This is a genomic window from Streptomyces sp. NPDC085932 (assembly GCF_044540525.1).
Classification (GTDB): Bacteria; Actinomycetota; Actinomycetes; order Streptomycetales; family Streptomycetaceae; genus Streptomyces; species Streptomyces levis.
The window spans coordinates 379,006-396,727 of record NZ_JBITSJ010000007.1 but is presented as its reverse complement, the minus strand read 5'-3'; the positions used below and the strand labels follow the sequence as shown (position 1 = coordinate 396,727).

The following is a 17,722-nucleotide window of genomic DNA, read 5'->3' as shown; positions in this document are numbered from 1 at the left end:
ATAGTGCCCCGAGAACGCTGTGGGTAGTGCCATTACCGCTTGTATAGGGCCTGTGGGGTGACTGTCCGGGTTGTCGTTCATGGAACCGGTCGGTGTACGCGAAGTGGGGCGGAAGGGTAGCGTGCGTATCTCAGCCATCCCGCAGAATGGATGAAGGACGTCGACGCGGTCCCCTGGTCCGCTCCGTCCCGCCTTGGCGCTGGGAGTGGCGCACTCGAGACGGCGTATGGAGAGAAGCGATACCTGTGAGCGCAGCGACAACGCGAAGCCGCACCCCCGACCGTCTGTGCGCCGAGGCCGTCGACCTCGCGCGTGCCGCAGCCGAGGAGGCCGCCGCGCCGGGCATCGTCGGTGAGCACGTGGGCGCGGTCTCCGAGGGCGACCGCGTCGTCACCCACTTCTTCGCCTGCCGCGAGCTCGGTTACCGGGGCTGGCGCTGGGCCGTGACGGTGGCCCGGGCCTCCCGCGCGAAGGTCGTCACGGTGGACGAGGCGGTGCTGCTGCCCGGTCCGGACGCGGTGCTCGCGCCCGAGTGGGTGCCCTGGAGCGAGCGGCTGCGCCCCGGCGACATGGGCCCGGGCGACCTGCTGCCCACGGACGCCGAGGACCTGCGCCTGGAGCCCGGCTACTCGGGCGAGGACGAGCCCGCGCCGAACTCCCCGGTCTCCCACGAGATGGCCGACCTGGTGGAGGCCGAGGACGCCGACGTCACCGAGGGGCCCCCGTCCCGCCTGCCGGTCACGCCGTCCCGCGGCTCCATCGCGGCGGTCGCCGAGGAACTGGGCATGCGCCGCGCCCGCGTCCTGTCCCGCTACGGCCTGCACACCGCGGCCGACCGCTGGGAGGAGGCGTTCGGCCCCAAGACCCCCATGGCCCAGTCCGCCCCCGCGGCCTGTGTCAGCTGCGGCTTCCTCGTGCCCGTCGGCGGCTCCCTGGGCCAGGCCTTCGGCGTCTGCGCCAACGAGTTCTCCCCGGCCGACGGCCGTGTGGTCTCCCTGGCCTACGGCTGCGGCGGCCACTCCGAGGCGGCCGTCATGCCGCGCCCGCCGCAGCCGGCCCCGCCGGTCGTCGACGAGACCCGGGTGGACCCGTTCCCGCTGCGCCCGGCCTCGGACTCGGGCTCCGTGCCGGTCACGGAGGACGAGGCGACGGCGGAACTCGGGCACTCGTAGCGGCTGGTCCGGAGGCCCGGCCGAGGCCGCATGACGCCGCGCCCGCGGCTGCGCCCGGCGCGAGCCGCTCCGCGGGCGGGGCGCCGCCCGCACCTGGTCCGGCGGTCCCTGCGGGGCGCGGTACCTTCGAGCTCACGGCCCCCGCCGCCGATGAGGAGAGTCAACGTGAGCAAGTTCGTGCGTCCGGCCGCCGAAGGTGCCGACCCGTTCGGTACGGCACGTCTGCGGCGCGGAGTCCTGGACGCCTGGGCCACCAGCCCCGCCCGGTTCCGCGAGGACGCCAACGCCGAGGAGGACCTGGTCCTCGGCGGCTACCGGGACCGGCTCGTCGTCGAACTCGCCCAGAACGCCGCCGACGCCGCGGCCCGGGCGGGAGCGCCGGGACGGCTGCGGCTCACCCTGCGCGACGGGGTGCTCGTCGCCGCCAACACCGGCGCCCCGCTGGACGCGGCCGGCGTCGAGTCGCTGTCCACGCTGCGCGCGTCGGCCAAGCGGGACACGCCCTCGATCGGCCGGTTCGGCGTCGGTTTCGCCGCCGTGCTGTCGGTGACCGACGAGCCCGCCGTCGTCGGCCGGCACGGCGGCGTCCGCTGGTCCCTCGCCGAGGCACGCGAACTCGCCGCCGACACCGCCCGGCACAGCCCCGGCCTCGGCGACGAGATCCGGCGGCGGGACGGGCACGTGCCGCTGCTGAGGCTGCCGTTCGCCGCCGAGGGCACCGCCCCCGACCCGTACGACACCGCCGTCATCCTGCCGCTGCGGGACGCGGCCGCCGCCGATCTGGCCGAGCGGCTGCTGCGGGCCGTCGACGACGCCCTGCTGCTCGCCCTGCCCGGCCTGGAGGAAGTCGTCGTCGAGATCGGCGACGAGCAGCCCCGCACCCTCACGCGCCGCACCGACGGGCCCTTCACCGTCGTCGACGACTCCGCCGAGGGCGTCACCCACTGGCGCACCGCCGCCGCGAACGGCCCGCTCACGCCCGACCTGCTGGCCGACCGGCCCGTGGAGGAGCGGCAGCGGCCCCACTGGTCCGTCACCTGGGCCGTCCCCGTCGACAGCGACGGCAGCCCGGTCCGGCCGCGCACCAGCCCGGTCGTGCACGCCCCGACCCCCAGCGACGAACCGCTCGGCGTGCCCGCCCTGCTCATCGCCTCCTTCCCGCTGGACTCCACCCGCCGGCACGCCGCCCCCGGCCCGCTGACCGACTTCCTCGTCCAGCGCGCGGCCGACGCCTACGCCGAACTGCTCGGCGACTGGCGCCCGGTGTCCGCCGGGATCGTCGACCTCGTGCCCGGACCGCTCGGCAAGGGCGAACTGGACGGCGCCCTGCGCCGGGCCGTCCTGGAGCGGCTGCCCCGCACCTCCTTCCTGCCGCCCGCGGTCCCGCCCCGGGACGGCGACGACCTGCCGGAATCCCTGCGGCCGCGGGACGCCGAGCTCGTCGAGGGCGCCGGCGCGGACACCGTGCGGGTCCTCGCCGAGGTGCTGCCCACCCTGCTGCCCGCCGGGCTGGAACGCCGCCCGGAGCTGCGGACCCTGGCGGTCGCCCGGGTTCCGCTGACCGACGCGATCGACCGGCTGGCCGGCCTGGAGAAGGACCCGGACTGGTGGCGGCGGCTCTACGACAGCCTGGCCGGGGTCGACCCGGACCGGCTGTCCGGTCTGCCGGTGCCGCTGGCCGACGGGCGGACGACCATCGGGCCCCGGCAGGTGCTGCTGCCCGGCGCGGACGGCGCCCGGATCGACCCGGAGGTGCTGGCCCGGCTCGGTCTGAAGGTCGCCCACCCGGACGCCGCCCACCCGATCCTGGAGAAGCTGGGCGCGCTGCCCGCGACCCCGCGGGCCGTCCTGACCACCCCGCAGGTGCGGGCCGCCGTCGCCGCGTCGCTCGACGACGAGGGCGCGGTGAACTGGGAGGAGGACGCCCTCGACGCCGAGGAGCTGGCCGACACCGTGCTCGCCCTGGTGCGGGACGCGGGCCTGGAGCCCGGCGACGAGCCCTGGCTGGGCGCGCTCGCCCTGCCCGACGAGGACGGCGAACCGGCCCCGGCCTGCGAACTGGTCTTCCCCGGTGGCCCCTTCGCGCAGGTCATGCGGGAGGACGAACTGGCCGCCGTGGACGCCGAGCTGGCCGCGAAGTGGGGCGAGCAGCCCCTGGCCGCCTGCGGTGTCCTGGTGGACTTCGCGCTCGTCCGCGCCACCGACGTCGTCCTCGACCCGGACGAACTGGAGCCCCGCGAGGGCGACTTCGCCGAGCCGGACGACGCGGGCCTGCTGGACGCCGTCGACGTGTGGTGCGAGGACGTCCTCGACCGCTTCCCGGACAGCCCCGTGCCGCCGGTCGCCACCGAGATCGTCGCCGTGCGGGACCTGGACCTCGTGGACGAGGACAAGTGGGCGCAGGCGCTGGCGCTGCTGTCCCGGCCGCCGTTCCGGGACGCGATCGTGCAGCCCGTGCGGATCCTGCTGCACGACGGCACGCACGAGGTCGTCCGCCCCTACACCGCCTGGTGGCTGCGCGGGAACCGGGTGCTGTCCGGCCGCCGCCCCGCCGGGCTGCGCGCCGCCGGCGGCGACCCGCTGCTGCGCGGCCTCTACGACGAGGCCGACGCCACCGGATTCGAGGACGAGCAGGTGCTGCGGGCGCTCGGCGTGCGCACCTCGGTTGCCGCGCTGCTGGACGAGCCCGGCGGCGCCGCCGAGCTGCTCGACCGGCTCGGCGACCCCGAGCGGGAGGTGACGGAGGCTCAGCTGCACGCCCTGTACGGCGCGCTGGCCGAGCTGGACCCGGAGCAGGTGACCCTGCCGGACGAGCTGCGGGCCGTGGTCGACGGCCGGGTGGAGGTCGTGGACGCGGCCGGGGCCGTGGTGTGCGACTCGCCCGACCTGCTGCCGTTCACCGAGGGCGTCCCGCTGCTCCCGGTACGGCCGTCCCGCGCCGCCGAGCTGGCCGAGCTGTTCCAGGTGCGGCGGCTGAGCGAGTCGGTCACCGGGCGGGTCGACTCCGACGGCGCCGAGCACGAGGTGCCCGAGCCGGTGCGGGTGCTGCTCGGCCCGCGGACCCCGGCCTCCTATGTGGAGCACGACGAACTCGTCGTGGACGGCGTGGAGATCGACTGGCGGCTCACCGACGACGGCGTCCTGCACGCCGCGACCCTGGAGGGCGTCGCCGCGGGCCTGGCCTGGGCGGCGGGGCAGTGGCCCCGGCGGTTCGAGGTGGCGGCGCTGCTGGAGGACCCGTCCCGCACGCAGGAACTGGCGCGGGACCGGTGGTTCGACTGAGCCGGTGGCGGCGTTCACCCGGCCGGTGAAAAAAACCGCACACATTTTTCACCTGTCGTACAACCAAGCGCTCCGTTCGCGAATCTGATCACGTGAGTCAACAGACTCCACGATCACTTGGGCCCCGAGAGCCGACGACGAGCACCGGGGTCCCTCTCCACCTGGAGAACGCATGCGTATCCGAGCCACCGTGGCCGCCGTCACCGGCGCCCTGGCCCTTTCCGCCCTCGCCGTGCCGGCCGCGCAGGCCGCCGAGCCGAAGGTGCCCGCGGACATCGCCGCCGCCAGCGATGTCATCCACGCCGACTCCGGCCGGTCGGCCTTCGCCGCCGCCGAGGACGGCCAGCCGAGCGTTCTGAACGCGACCTTCTCCTCGGTCAAGGTCAACAACGGCAAGAACATCGCCGTCGGCACCACCAACCTGGTCAAGGTCCCGGTGTCCTTCACGCTGACCCACGGCAAGGAAGTGAACATCCACGCCGCGGACTTCTTCGCGGGTGTCGAGCTGTACCGCGGTGCCTCGTTCGAGGAGAGCATCTTCTTCTTCGACAGCAACGACGCGACCTGCACGGACTCCTCCGCGACCGTCGCCGGCTGCAAGGCCACCGTCGAGATCGACCCGTTCGCGCTGCTGAACGAGGACGCCGGCTCCTGGAAGGCGGCGGCGTTCGCGGTCGCGTTCAACGGCGAGGACCCGGAGAACCCGAACCTGGACAACGTCGGCGTGAAGGTGCAGGACCCGACGAACTCCTTCAAGCTCCAGCGCTACTCCAAGCTGACGGTCAACGCCTCGCCCGAGCCGGTGAAGAAGGGCAAGACCATCACCGTCACCGGCAAGCTGTCCCGCGCCAACTGGGACGACAACAAGTACCACGGCTACACCAACCAGTCGGTGAAGCTGCAGTTCCGCAAGAAGGGCAGCAACACCTACACCACGCTGAAGACCATCAAGTCGAACAGCACGGGTGAGCTGAAGACCACGACCACGGCGTCGACCGACGGCTACTTCCGCTGGTCCTTCGCGGGCACGACCACGACCCCGGCGGTCAACGCCACGGGCGACTTCGTCGACGTGCAGTAAGGCCGGCTAGGCCGGGAAGCGGCGGTCCACCCACCTCCAGGTGAGTTCCAGGGTGGCCGCCGCCACCACCGAGATGCCGACCGCGGTCCACGGCATCGTCATCCCCACCAGCTTCAGGGCGAAGAAGTCCTGCAGCCACGGCACCACCAGCACCAGCAGGAACGCGCCGCCCATCGCGGCGACCAGGGCGATCCGCCACCAGGTGTACGGCCGGGCGATGATCGCCAGCACCCACATGGAGATCAGGAACAGCGTGAGCGTCGCCGCGCTGGTCTCCGCGTCCAGCGCCTCCGCGCCCGTGTAGTGCTCCCGGGCGATCAGATACGTCGCGAAGGTCGCCACCGCCGCCACCACCCCGCCGGGGATCGCGTACCGCATGACCCGCCGCACGAAGTTCGGCTTCGCGCGCTCCTTGTTCGGCGCGAGCGCGAGGAAGAACGCCGGGACGCCGATGGTCAGCGTGGACAGCAGGGTCAGATGGCGCGGCAGGAACGGGTACTCGACCTGTGAGCAGACCACCAGCACGGCCAGCAGCACCGAGTACACCGTCTTGACGAGGAACAGGGTCGCCACCCGCGTGATGTTGCCGATGACCCGGCGGCCCTCCGCCACCACGGACGGCAGCGTCGCGAAGCTGTTGTTCAGCAGCACGATCTGCGCGACCGCCCGGGTCGCCTCCGAGCCCGAACCCATCGCGACACCGATGTCGGCGTCCTTCAGGGCGAGGACGTCGTTCACCCCGTCACCGGTCATCGCGACGGTGTGCCCGCGGGACTGCAGCGCGCCCACCATGGTCCGCTTCTGCTGCGGGGTGACCCGCCCGAACACCGTGCCGTCGTCCAGGGCGTCCGCCATCCCGTCCTGGTCGGCGGGGAGCCGGCGGGCGTCCACGGTGGTCCCGGACAGCCCGAGCTTGGCGGCGACCGCGCCGACCGAGACCGCGTTGTCCCCGGAGATGACCTTGGCCCGGACGTTCTGGTCGGCGAAGTAGCGCAGCGTGTCGGCGGCGTCCGGCCGCAGCCGCTGCTCCAGCACCACCAGGGCGGTGGGCTTCGCGCCCCGCGCCACCTCGGGATCGTCCAGGTCCCGCTCGACCCGGGCCAGCAGCAGCACGCGCAGCCCCTGCTCGTTCAGCCGCCCGGTCTCGGCGAGCGCCGGATCGTCCTCGGACAGCAGCACGTCCGGCGCGCCCAGCAGCCAGGTGCCGCTCTGCCCGTCGCCCTCGCTGAGCGCGGCGCCGCTGTACTTGCGGGCCGAGGAGAACGGCAGGGCCTGCGTGCAGCGCCAGTCCTCCACGGCCGGGTAGGTGTCGATGATCGCCTGCAGCGAGGCGTTCGGCCGCGGGTCGGACTCGCCGAGCGCGCCGAGGACCTTCCGTACGTACGTCTCGTCGGCGCCCTGCAGCGGCCTGAGCTCGGTGACGTCCATGCCGCCCTCGGTGAGGGTGCCGGTCTTGTCCAGGCAGACGGTGTCGACCCGGGCCAGGCCCTCGATCGCGGGCAGCTCCTGGACCAGGCACTGCTTGCGGCCCAGCCGGATCACGCCGATGGCGAAGGCGACCGAGGTCAGCAGCACCAGGCCCTCGGGGACCATCGGGACGATGCCGCCGACCGTGCGGGCGACGGAGTCGTCGAAGGCGTTCTCCTTCACCAGCAGCTGGCTGATGATCAGGCCGATCGCCGTCGGGACCATCATCCAGGTGACGTACTTGAGGATCGTGGAGATGCCCGAGCGCAGCTCCGACTGGACGAGCGTGAACCGGGAGGCCTCCTCCGCGAGCTGCGCCGCGTAGGCCTCCCGGCCGACCTTCGTGGCCTGGAAGGCGCCGCCGCCCGCGACCACGAAGCTGCCGGACATCACCGGGTCGCCGGGGTGCTTGACCACCGGGTCGGCCTCGCCGGTGAGCAGCGACTCGTCGATCTCGAGACCGTCGGCCTCGACACAGAGGCCGTCGACGACGACCTTGTCGCCCGGCCCGATCTCGATCAGGTCGTCCAGGACGATCTCGGACGTGCTGACCTGGGCGGCCGCCCCGTCCCGGCGCACGGTCGGCCGCACCTCGCCGATCAGCGCGAGCGAGTCCAGCGTCTTCTTCGCCCGCCACTCCTGGACGATGCCGATGCCGGTGTTGGCGAGGATCACGAAACCGAACAGGCTGTCCTGGATCGGCGCGACCACCAGCATGATCAGCCACAGCACGCCGATGATCGCGTTGAAGCGGGTGAAGACGTTGGCCCGGACGATGTCGACGGTGGACCGGCTGCTGCGCACCGGTACGTCGTTGACCTGACCGCGCTCCACCCGTTCGGCGACCTGAGCGCCGGTCAGGCCGGTCTCGCGTGAGGTGACCGTCGCCGGACCTGCGGAGTCGGGCCGGGCACCCGCGTCGAGATGCGTCATGCCTTCGACGGTACGTGCGGATGTGACGCTTCACCCGCTGAGTGCGGCGAAGATCCGACCTGGGAAGGAGGGACTTCGTGCCGTGGTCGTACGGCAGTTGTACGTCGCCGTCGCCGCTGCCGGGCGGCGGGTCAGCCGGCCCGGCGGGCGGTGCAGAGCAGGTACTCCCACTCCAGGGCCGTCCCGTCCGGGCCCGTCCCCAGGCCGGCGTCGCGGGCGAGGTCCGCCAGGTCGCGGTCCAGGGCGGCGGCCCGTTCGGGCGCGTCGGCAAGGTTCTTGTAGACGGCGATGGTGGGGCCGTAGCGCTCCTTGAAGTAGTCGCGGAACGTCTCGGGCGTGTCGAAGCGCTCGATCCGGACGGTCCGCCGCTCGGCCCGCAGGTCCGTGACCCGGTCGCCGAGGAGGGCGCGCACATGGTCCTCGTCGCCCCACAGCGGGGGCGGCTGGGCGCCCGGCGGGGGCGGGGGCGCGTACGGCTTCATGGTGGCGAACATCCGTCCGATGAACCCCTGGGGCGTCCAGCTCAGCAGCCCGATGGTGCCGCCCGGGCGGCAGACCCGGACGAGTTCGTCCGCGGCCCGCTGGTGGTGCGGGGCGAACATGACGCCCACGCAGGACAGCACGGTGTCGAACTCCCCGTCGCCGAAGGGCAGGGCCTCGGCGTCGCCCTCCTGCCAGGTGAGCCGCGCCCCGCGCTGCTCGGCCGCCCGTCGCCCGGCCTCGAACAGCTCGGGTGTGAGGTCGGAGGCGACGACGTCCGCGCCGGCCAGGGCGGCCGGGATCGCGGCGTTGCCGGAGCCGGCGCCGACGTCCAGCACGCGCTGGCCGGGGCCCACGCCGCACGCCTCGACCAGAGTCGCTCCCAGGCCGGGGATGACTTCGGCCGCGAGGGAGGGGTAGTCGCCCTGGGCCCACATCGCCCGGTGCTTGGTCTTCAGTGCGCGGTCGGCCTCGGCCGTGTCGTTCTGCGTCGTCATGGCTGCGCTCCTCACCGGTCGGGCGGCCTTGCGCGCGCGAGGGGCTGCACCGCGTCTCGCCGCTTCCTTCCGAGCCTAGGGAGGGGGCGGGGGTGTGTCCTGCCGGGGCGGCGGACGCGTGCTCGCCGGTCCTACTGCGCCGCCGGCGTCTCCTGGACCGCTGCCCGCTTCAGTGCCGCGTCGCGCCTGCGGACGTAGTAGATGCCGATGAGGCCGAGGCCGCCGCCGGCCAGGCAGGTCCAGATCCACCAGGTGTGCCCGCGGTCGTCGAACCAGCCGTAGAAGGGGAGCTGGACGAGGAAGAGGACGAACCACAGGATCGTGCCGCCGGTGATGGTGGCGACCACGGGGCCCTCCAGGGGCTCCGGCGCCTCGTGTCGGGGGGTCCACTTCGCCATGGGGGACAGCTTACGAGGCCCACAGGTCTACGCGCGGAGATGGCCGAGGGAGGCGTTATATGTTCATACTGAAACGGTTTGTGTCTGACCACTTCTCTTCGTAGGAACCACCAAACACATGTCCTCCTCGGCTCCCGCCAAGGTCCCCGCCCCTGAACAGCCGGGAGCCGGGCCCACGACCCTCGACCGCTTCTTCCGCGTCTCCGAGCGGGGCAGCACCCTGTCCCGCGAGGTCCGCGGCGGTCTCGCCACCTTCTTCGCGATGGCCTACATCATCGTGCTGAACCCGATCATCCTGGGCAGCGCGAAGGACATGTACGGCCATCAGCTGGACAACGGACAGCTGGTCACCGCGACGGCCCTGACCGCGGCGCTCACCACGCTGCTCATGGGGGTCATCGGCAACGTCCCGATCGCGCTGGCCGCCGGTCTCGGCGTGAACTCGGTCGTCGCCCTGCAGCTCGCCCCGCGCATGTCCTGGCCGGACGCGATGGGCATGGTGGTGCTGGCCGGTTTCGTCGTGATGCTGCTGGTCGCCACGGGGCTGCGCGAGCGCGTGATGAACGCCGTGCCCTACGGGCTGCGCAAGGCCATCTCCATCGGAATCGGCCTGTTCATCATGCTGATCGGGCTGGTCGACGCCGGCTTCGTCTCCCGGATCCCCGACGTCGCCCGGACCACCGTCCCGCTCCAGCTCGGCGGCGACGGGCACCTCAACGGCTGGCCCGTGCTGGTCTTCGTGCTGGGTGTCCTGCTGACCATGGCCCTCATCGTGCGCAAGGTCTCGGGCGCGATCCTGATCTCGATCGTCGCCATGACGGTCGTCGCGATGGTCATCGACGCGGTCGCCGAGGTGCCGAGCTGGGGCCTGACCACGCCCGAGTGGCCGGGCAACCCGGTCGCCAGTCCGGACTTCGGGCTGGTCGGGCAGGTCAGCCTGTTCGGCGGCTTCGAGAAGGTCGGCGTGCTGACCGGGGTGCTGTTCGTCTTCACCGTGCTGCTGTCGTGCTTCTTCGACGCGATGGGCACGATCATGGGCGTCTCCGACGAGGCGAAGCTGACCGACGGCGAGGGCCAGATGCCCGGCATCAACAAGGTGCTGTTCGTGGACGGCCTCGCGGTCGCCGCCGGTGGTGCCAGCTCCTCCTCGGCGACCACGGCGTTCGTGGAGTCCACGGCGGGTGTCGGTGAGGGGGCCCGGACGGGTCTGGCGAACGTGGTCACCGGGTCTCTCTTCGCCGTCGCGCTCTTCCTGACCCCGGTCGCCACGATGGTCCCGTCCCAGGCGGCCACGCCCGCCCTGGTCGCGGTCGGCTTCCTGATCCTGGCCGGCTCGGTGAAGGAGATCGACTGGGCCGACTACACGATCGCGATCCCGGCGTTCGTGACGATGCTGATGATGCCGTTCACCTACTCGATCACGAACGGCATCGGCATGGGCTTCATCACCTTCGTCGTGCTGCGGCTGGCGGCCGGGCGGGGCCGGGAGGTGCCGTCGGCGATGTACGCGGTGGCGGCGGTGTTCGCCTTCTACTACCTGATGCCGGCGCTGGGTCTGACCTGATCCTCGTCCCCGGAGCCGGACGAGCCGTAGAACCTCTCCGTCTCCTCGACGGCGGCCTGGAACCGCTGGTCGAAGTCATCACGAATGAGCGTCCGGACGACGTAGTCCTGGACGCTCATTCCTCGTTTGGCGGCATGGTGCCGGAGCCGTTCGAGCAGGTCGTGGTCTATTCGCAGGCTGAGCACACTGGTCCCCATGACCATGAGGGTCGCGGCAGCGTTCGGTGCGGTGTGTCACGTTCCCCTCCGGGATCACCCATATGAGTGATGTCGCGGTTCAGTGGCGGGCGTCACGGGCCTTCCGCGTGTTCCCGGTGGTATTTAGCGAGAGTAATGAGTTACGCTAAAGAACATGCCGGACCTCAGCCATGGCGACGACGCAGCCGCCGTGAACTCCCTCCGATCCGCCGTGATGCGGCTGTCCCGCCGTCTCAAGCACCAGCGGGTCGACGAGTCGCTCAGCCCCACCGAGATGTCGGTGCTCGGCACCCTGTCCCTGTGCGGCAGGGCCACCCCGGGCGAACTCGCCCGCAAGGAGCACGTCCAGCCGCCGTCGATGACCCGCATCGTGGCGCTGCTGGAGGCCAAGGGACTGGTGCGACTGGAGCCGCACCCCGAGGACCGGCGCCAGAAGGTCGTCACGCGCACCGAGCAGGCCGAGGCGATGCTCGAGGAGAGCCGCGCCAAGCGGAACGCGTTCCTGGCCACGCTGGCCGAGAACCTCGACGAGGACGAGTGGGCGAAGCTCCGTGCCGCCGCCCCCGTGCTGGAGAAGCTCGCGCACCTGTAAGCCGTATGCACCAAGGAGGCGAACCCTTTGAGTTCGGGACCCGGAACAGCTTCCGCCCCCGCACCTGAACCCCACGACTCCCCGCCCGCCCCCGCGACACCCGCCTCCGGCGACCGCGCCGTCCGCAAGTCCTCGATGTTCTCCTCCCTGAAGGTGCGGAACTACCGCCTGTTCTTCATGGGGCAGGTCGTCTCCAACATCGGCACGTGGATGCAGCGCATCGCCCAGGACTGGCTGGTGCTCAGCCTCACCGGCTCCTCCGCCGCCGTCGGCATAACGACCGCCCTGCAGTTCCTGCCGATGCTCCTGTTCGGCCTCTACGGCGGTGTCCTCGTCGACCGGCTGCGCAAGCGGCCCACGCTGCTCGTGACGCAGTCGGCGATGGCGCTCACGGCGATCGCCCTGGCCGTCCTCACGCTCACCGGGCACGTCCAGGTGTGGCACGTGTACGTCGCCGCCTTCGCGGTCGGTCTCGCCACCGTCGTCGACAACCCGGCCCGCCAGTCCTTCGTCTCCGAACTGGTCGGCCCGGGCCAGTTGCAGAACGCCGTCAGCCTGAACTCGGCGAACTTCCAGTCGGCCCGCCTGGTCGGCCCCGCCGTCGCGGGCCTGCTGATCACCGGCGTCGGCACCGGCTACGCCTTCCTCTTCAACGGCCTGTCCTTCATCGCGCCGCTCACCGGGCTGCTGCTGATGCGCGCCCGCGAGCTGCACGCCGTCGAGCGCGCCCCGCGGGGCAAGGGGCAGCTGCGCGAGGGCGTCCGCTACGTCACCGGCCGGCCGGAGCTGATCTGGCCGATCGTCCTGGTCGGCTTCGTCGGCACGTTCGCCTTCAACTTCCCCGTCTACCTCTCGGCCTTCGCGGACGACGTCTTCCACGCGGGCGCCGGCGCCTACTCCCTGTTCAACACGCTCATGGCGGTCGGCTCGGTCGCGGGCGCGCTGCTCGCCGCCCGGCGGGGCACGGCCCGGCTGCGGCTGCTCATCGTGGCGGCGATGGCCTTCGGCGCCCTGGAGATCCTGGCCGCGACGACCCCCACCCTGTGGATGTTCGCCCTGCTCATGATCCCGCTCGGCCTGTTCGGCATGACCGTCAACGTCACGACGAACACCAGCATCCAGATGTCCACCGACCCGGCCATGCGCGGCCGTGTCATGGCCCTCTACATGATGGTCTTCCTCGGCGGCTCCCCGGTCGGCGCCCCGATCGTCGGCTGGGTCACCGACACCTACGGCGCGCGCGTCGGCCTCGCGGCGGGCGGCGCGGTGGCGGTGGCGGCCGCGGCCGCGATCGGCCTCATCCTGGCCCGCGTCGGCAATCTCCGCCTGTCGGTCGGCTGGCACCGCGGGCACCCCCGGGTGCGCTTCGTCCCCCGCGAACGGACGGAGGAACTGGCACCGGCGGCGTAGCGGGGCCGTCAGTCCCGGGGGAACTCGCCGGTGTTCAGGACGAGGCCGACCACGGTGCCGGTCAGGTCGATCTCGTCTCCGAAGTCCAGGCTCAGCTCGCCCCGGTACTCACCGTCCTTGGGCTTGGTGTGCAGATGCCAGCGGCCGGTGTACGGATCCACGATCAGGTACACCGGCACGCCGGCCGCGGCGTAAGCCTCCTTCTTGGGGCCGTAGTCGTTCGCCCCGGTCTTCCTGGAGATCACTTCGGCGACGAACTCGACGTCCTCGTAGCGCCACAGCCCCTTGTCGTTCGTGGCCGCGTCCTCCGCCATCAGGGTCACGTCCGAGGCGAAGCCGTTGAGGTGGCCCGGGTAGTCGACACGGACGTCGGACTTCAGGCGCTTGCGCGGGTACTTGGCGCGCAGCTGCTCGACGATGTCCAGGATGATGTCCCAGTGGGTGTCCCGCTGAGGCGCCATGAAGATGTTCCCCCCGACGATTTCGACCTTGTAACCCTCGGGGACGGGCATCGTCTCCACCCACTCGAACATCTCGTCGAGGGTGAGTTCGCCGCTGTTGTCGGCCATCTCGATCCTGTCGTCAAGGACGGTCATCGTGGCGCTCCTCCCCGGCCGCACCCGACGATGGATCCGGCCGCGCAGTCCAACGATACGCACGGCGACCAGGGCACGCCCGGACCCGCGGGGCGGGGGCGGGCAGACTGGGCGGATGAGACTCTTCGCCGCCGTGCTGCCCCCCGACGAGGTGTGCCGTGAGCTCGGGGCCGTGGTCGACGAACTGCGCGGGCTGCCCGGGGCCGGCGGGATGCGGTGGACCGGACGGCCCGGATGGCACTTCACGCTCGCCTTCTACGGCGAGGTCGGCGACGCGCTCGTGCCGGAGCTGTCGGCCCGGCTGGAGCGGGCCGCGCACCGGACCGCCCCCTTTCCGCTGGCCGTGCGGGGCGGCGGGCAGTTCGGGCACGGCAGGGCGCTGTGGGCCGGGGCCGAGGGCGACCTGGCGACGCTGCGGCTGCTCGCCGAGCGGGCGGAGGCCGCGGCGCGCAAGGCGGGGGTGCCGATGGGGGAGCACCGGCGGTACAAGGCCCACCTGACCGTGGCACGCAGCCGGGAGGCGCGGGACACACGGCCGTACCTGGACGCGCTCGCGGGGTTCACCGGCCGGACCTGGACCGTCGACGAGCTGGTCCTGGTGCGGAGCAACCTGCCGACGTCCGGTGTGCCGGGGGAGCAGCCCCGGTACGAGGCGGTCGGACGCTGGGCGCTCGGGAGTGCCGGTTAGGCTCGGTGCCGTGGACCCGAAAACCCGCAACCGGATCATGGCCGGTGTGCTCGTGCTGATGTTCCTCGTCGTCGCCCTGGCTTCCGTGCTGGGCCGGTAGGCGACGGGGCCGGTCGCGCCCGCACGGCGGAGCCGCACGACGGACCGGCCCCGCGCCCCCGAAGGGGCGACTACCAGGCGAAGGCCTCCGGGCTCGGGCCCGGGCCCGGGAAGATCTCGTCCAGGCCGGTCAGGAGCTCCTCGGACAGCTCCAGCTCGGCCGCGCGGACCGCGGAGGCGAGCTGCTCGGCCGTGCGCGGGCCGACGATCGGGCCGGTCACGCCGGGGCGCGTGAGCAGCCAGGCCAGGGCGGCCTCGCCGGGCTCGACGCCGTGCTTGTCGAGCAGGTCCTCGTAGGACTGGATCCGCGCCCGGGTGGCCGGGTCGGCGAGCGCGTCGGCCGCGCGGCCCGAGGCGCGGCGCCCGCCCTGGACCTCCTTCTTCAGCACGCCGCCCAGCAGACCGCCGTGCAGCGGCGACCACGGGATGACCCCGAGCCCGTAGTCCTGCGCGGCCGGGATGACCTCCATCTCGGCGCGACGCTCGGCGAGGTTGTACAGGCACTGCTCGCTGACCAGCCCGATGGTCCCGCCGCGCCGGGCGGCGATCTCGTTGGCCTGGGCGATCTTGTAGCCGGGGAAGTTCGACGACCCGACGTAGAGGATCTTGCCCTGCTGGATGAGGACGTCGATCGCCTGCCAGATCTCCTCGAAGGGGGTGTCCCGGTCGATGTGGTGGAACTGGTAGACGTCGATGTGGTCGGTCTGCAGCCGCTTGAGGCTGGCGTCGACGGCCCGGCGGATGTTGACGGCGGAGAGCTTGTCGTGGTTCGGCCAGGCGGGGCCGTCGGCGCCCATGTTGCCGTAGACCTTCGTGGCGAGGACGACCTTGTCGCGCCGGCCCTCGCCCTTGGCGAACCACGTGCCGATGATGCTTTCGGTACGGCCCTTGTTCTCGCCCCAGCCGTACACGTTGGCGGTGTCGAAGAAGTTGATGCCCGCGTCCAGCGCCGCGTCCATGATGGTGTGGCTGTCGGCCTCGTCGGTCTGCGGGCCGAAGTTCATGGTGCCGAGGACGAGCCGGCTGACCTTGAGTCCCGTGCGTCCGAGCTGCGTGTACTTCATGCCGACCAAGCCAACGTCTTGAAGTGCGCTCCAAGCAAGCGCCGGCCTAGGCGGGCGGGTCGTCCGGCCCGTTCTCACGGCCGTACAGCTCCCGCTCGTTGACCTCCAGGTCGTTCACCAGCCGCAGGCAGGCGGTGAGGGCGCGGTCCGCCGGTGCGTCGGCCGGCTCGGCGTACTCGATGCGCAAGAGCAGGTGCGCGGCGGTGCCGACGGTGCCGATCTCGGTGGCGGCGCGCAGCAGGAAGGCGAGGGCGTGGGCCTTGTCGCGGGGCAGCGTGAGCGTGAGGGTGGTGACGCGGTGGGGACCGGACGCCGCCCGCCGCTCGTCGCAGAGCAGCGCGCGCAGGAGGTCCCTCGCCTCACGCAGGAGGTCCTCGCCGGCGGGGGAGCGGTGGGCCGGGCCGATGAGCGGTCCGCCCCGGGGCGGTGGGTTCAGCAGGAGGCCCTCGGCCTCCAGGCGGGCCCGGTTCCACGAGGCCAGACGCGTGACGGCGTCGGGAGCGGACCGGTCCGACCGCCCGGCCGCGCACCGGTCCGGTTCCCCGGCGGTCGGGTGTGTCGCCATGGGGGGACGGTAGGGCGGGGAGGGAAGGGAGGTGAGCGGGGCGGTGTGCAAACCCCACGTGGGGGTGATTCCCGGCCGTGCGTACCGGACGACGAGAGGAGCGGGACGTGATGCCGCGACGGCCCGGCACCGGGCACTTGGTCCGGCTGCTGAGGAGCACCCTCGGGGACTCCCTCCTCGGCGTCTGCCTGCACGGCTCCGCCACCCTCGGCGGTCTGCGCCCGCACAGTGACGTGGACGTGCTGGCCGTGCTGCGCGAGCCGGCGACCCACGACCGGCGCCGGGTGCTGGTCGAGGAGTTGCTGAAGGTGTCCGGCGTCGGGGACGGACTGCGGCCGGTCGAGCTCACCCTCGTCGTGCAGGGCGACGTACGGCCCTGGCGGTACCCGCCCGTCTGCGACTTCCTGTACGGGGAATGGCTGCGGGAGGACTTCGAGCGGGGGGTGACGCCCGGGCGCGGGCCCAGCCCCGATCTCGCCACGGTCCTGACGATGGTGCTGCTCGCCGACGCCCCGCTGTACGGGCCCCGGCCCGCCGAGCTGCTCGATCCCGTGCCGGAGGCCGACCTGCGGCGGGCGATCGTCGCCGGGGTGCCGGAGCTGATGGGCGAGCTGGCGACGGACACGCGCAACGTCCTGCTCACCCTGGCCCGCGGGTGGCACACCCTCGCCACCGGAGCCGTCCGGTCCAAGGACGCCGCCGCCGAGTGGGCCGTCGGCCGGCTGCCCCGCGCGCACCGCCCGGCCCTCGCCCGCGCCCGGGCCGTCTACCTCGGCCACGAGGAGGAGCGGTGGGACGGCCTGGACGTCGCGGCCTGCGCGCGATACCTGGCCCGGATGATCCGGGAGCGTCAGGGCGTGTAGGGCGCGCCCAGGTCCCAGCCCTGGTGCATCGCCTCGGCGAAGGCCGCCGCGATCTTGTGCTCGCCGCTCGCGTTGGGGTGGGTTCCGTCGTAGGTGTCGGCGGAGACGTCGTAGGCGGGCGGGGCCGAGGCCAGGAGGATCGGGGAGGCCGGTTCGGCGAGGTCCGCGGCCGTCTTGGCGAGCAGCTCGTTGAAGCGGGCGACCTCGGCGGCGAAGGCCGTGTCCGTACGGGCCCGGACGTTCGGCGTGACCGGCAGCCACACCATCCGCACCCGCCGGTTCGCCGCGCGCGCCTCGGCCGTGAAGGCCCGGACGTTCTCGGCGGTCTGCTCCGCGTTCGTGTAGAAGCCCAGGTCGATCAGGCCCAGGGAGACCAGCAGGACGTCCGCGCGGCACGAGCGCACGGCGTCGCCGATCAGCGGCGCCATGTGCTGCCAGCCCTCGCCCCAGCCGGCCAGGTGCGCCCGGGGGAAGTCCGGTCGGGCGTAGGCGTACGACGTCGGGGCCTCGGCGACCTTGTCGTAGAGCGTCTCGCGGGGGCCGACCAGGGTGAAGGGGCCGCCGTGGGAACGGCGCAGGTGCTGCCACAGCCGGTAGCGCCACGTGTGTTCGCCCGCGCTTCCGATCGTCATGGAGTCACCGACGGGCATGAACCTGAGCATCCGCTCATCATGGACGATCAGCGCGCCGGACGGGATGTGAGTCGGGCCACGCGTCCTGCCCGGTCCCGGTGCGGGAGGCCGGCTCCCGGGGAAGCGCCTGATGAACCGCCCG

General features: G+C 72.5%; 16 protein-coding genes. 8 read left to right on the top strand and 8 right to left on the bottom strand.

Translation table 11 applies throughout. From position 1 onward, the window contains the following. Positions 1 to 245: 245 nt before the first annotated feature. The 3 genes from ACIGAQ_RS31880 (at position 246) to ACIGAQ_RS31870 (ending at position 5,535) form a co-directional block, all read left to right on the top strand. A complete protein-coding gene (locus tag ACIGAQ_RS31880; protein WP_311681409.1) occupies positions 246 to 1,172 on the top strand; it encodes a DUF3027 domain-containing protein in 927 nt (308 codons plus the stop codon). A gap of 165 nt (positions 1,173 to 1,337) precedes the next feature. Then, positions 1,338 to 4,454, top strand: a complete 3,117-nt coding sequence (locus ACIGAQ_RS31875; protein WP_399789122.1) for a sacsin N-terminal ATP-binding-like domain-containing protein — start codon at positions 1,338 to 1,340, stop codon at positions 4,452 to 4,454. Positions 4,455 to 4,626: 172 nt separating this feature from the next. Continuing rightward, a complete protein-coding gene (locus ACIGAQ_RS31870; protein WP_399789119.1) occupies positions 4,627 to 5,535 on the top strand; it encodes a hypothetical protein in 909 nt (302 codons plus the stop codon). 6 nt (positions 5,536 to 5,541) lie between these two features. Here ACIGAQ_RS31870 and ACIGAQ_RS31865 read toward each other — a convergent pair whose 3' ends face one another. The 3 genes from ACIGAQ_RS31865 to ACIGAQ_RS31855 all read right to left on the bottom strand — a co-directional run bounded on the left by ACIGAQ_RS31865 (position 5,542) and on the right by ACIGAQ_RS31855 (position 9,310). Next, entirely contained in the window at positions 5,542 to 7,935 is a 2,394-nt protein-coding gene (locus ACIGAQ_RS31865) for a cation-translocating P-type ATPase (RefSeq protein ID WP_399789116.1), read from the bottom strand. Between the two features lie 131 nt (positions 7,936 to 8,066). Then, complete coding sequence (locus ACIGAQ_RS31860; RefSeq protein WP_311681413.1) at positions 8,067 to 8,912, bottom strand: class I SAM-dependent methyltransferase; 846 nt, start codon at positions 8,910 to 8,912, stop codon at positions 8,067 to 8,069. Between the two features lie 131 nt (positions 8,913 to 9,043). Continuing rightward, on the bottom strand, positions 9,044 to 9,310 hold the full coding sequence (locus tag ACIGAQ_RS31855) for a DUF2530 domain-containing protein (protein WP_311681414.1): 267 nt from the start codon (positions 9,308 to 9,310) through the stop codon (positions 9,044 to 9,046). A gap of 118 nt (positions 9,311 to 9,428) precedes the next feature. Here ACIGAQ_RS31855 and ACIGAQ_RS31850 point away from each other — a divergent pair, with 118 nt between their 5' ends. Continuing rightward, a complete protein-coding gene (locus ACIGAQ_RS31850) occupies positions 9,429 to 10,874 on the top strand; it encodes an NCS2 family permease (protein ID WP_311681415.1) in 1,446 nt (481 codons plus the stop codon). On the opposite strand, the gene ACIGAQ_RS31845 is transcribed toward ACIGAQ_RS31850, so the two are convergent. Beyond that, entirely contained in the window at positions 10,844 to 11,071 is a 228-nt protein-coding gene (locus tag ACIGAQ_RS31845; RefSeq protein WP_311681416.1) for a ribbon-helix-helix protein, CopG family, read from the bottom strand. The genes ACIGAQ_RS31850 and ACIGAQ_RS31845 overlap by 31 nt on opposite strands. A 154-nt stretch (positions 11,072 to 11,225) precedes the next feature. Between ACIGAQ_RS31845 and ACIGAQ_RS31840 the strand changes: the two genes are divergently transcribed. Then, positions 11,226 to 11,663 (top strand): MarR family winged helix-turn-helix transcriptional regulator, encoded by a 438-nt coding sequence (locus tag ACIGAQ_RS31840; protein WP_094056918.1) that lies wholly within the window; start codon positions 11,226 to 11,228, stop codon positions 11,661 to 11,663. Positions 11,664 to 11,690: 27 nt separating this feature from the next. Beyond that, complete coding sequence (locus ACIGAQ_RS31835; RefSeq protein WP_311681417.1) at positions 11,691 to 13,073, top strand: MFS transporter; 1,383 nt, start codon at positions 11,691 to 11,693, stop codon at positions 13,071 to 13,073. A gap of 8 nt (positions 13,074 to 13,081) precedes the next feature. Here the strand turns inward: ACIGAQ_RS31835 and ACIGAQ_RS31830 are convergent, their stop codons facing one another. Next, entirely contained in the window at positions 13,082 to 13,669 is a 588-nt protein-coding gene (locus ACIGAQ_RS31830) for a Uma2 family endonuclease (protein WP_399789110.1), read from the bottom strand. 115 nt (positions 13,670 to 13,784) lie between these two features. Between ACIGAQ_RS31830 and thpR the strand changes: the two genes are divergently transcribed. After that, positions 13,785 to 14,357, top strand: coding sequence for an RNA 2',3'-cyclic phosphodiesterase (thpR, locus tag ACIGAQ_RS31825; protein WP_399789108.1), 573 nt, complete (start codon positions 13,785 to 13,787; stop codon positions 14,355 to 14,357). 170 nt (positions 14,358 to 14,527) lie between these two features. On the opposite strand, the gene ACIGAQ_RS31820 is transcribed toward thpR, so the two are convergent. Together ACIGAQ_RS31820 and ACIGAQ_RS31815 are read right to left on the bottom strand one after the other, a co-directional pair. Next, the gene (locus tag ACIGAQ_RS31820; protein ID WP_399789105.1) at positions 14,528 to 15,520 is read right to left on the bottom strand and encodes an aldo/keto reductase; all 993 of its coding nucleotides are present in this window, start codon (positions 15,518 to 15,520) and stop codon (positions 14,528 to 14,530) included. A 46-nt stretch (positions 15,521 to 15,566) separates the two neighbouring features. Next, complete coding sequence (locus tag ACIGAQ_RS31815) at positions 15,567 to 16,085, bottom strand: hypothetical protein (RefSeq protein WP_399789102.1); 519 nt, start codon at positions 16,083 to 16,085, stop codon at positions 15,567 to 15,569. A gap of 110 nt (positions 16,086 to 16,195) precedes the next feature. Between ACIGAQ_RS31815 and ACIGAQ_RS31810 the strand changes: the two genes are divergently transcribed. Continuing rightward, positions 16,196 to 16,948 carry an aminoglycoside adenylyltransferase family protein gene (locus tag ACIGAQ_RS31810; RefSeq protein ID WP_399789099.1) on the top strand — a complete coding sequence of 251 codons (753 nt, stop codon included), beginning with the start codon at positions 16,196 to 16,198 and terminating at the stop codon, positions 16,946 to 16,948. Here the strand turns inward: ACIGAQ_RS31810 and ACIGAQ_RS31805 are convergent. Beyond that, positions 16,936 to 17,610, bottom strand: coding sequence for an SGNH/GDSL hydrolase family protein (locus ACIGAQ_RS31805; protein ID WP_399789096.1), 675 nt, complete (start codon positions 17,608 to 17,610; stop codon positions 16,936 to 16,938). The genes ACIGAQ_RS31810 and ACIGAQ_RS31805 overlap by 13 nt on opposite strands. Positions 17,611 to 17,722: the final 112 nt, after the last annotated feature.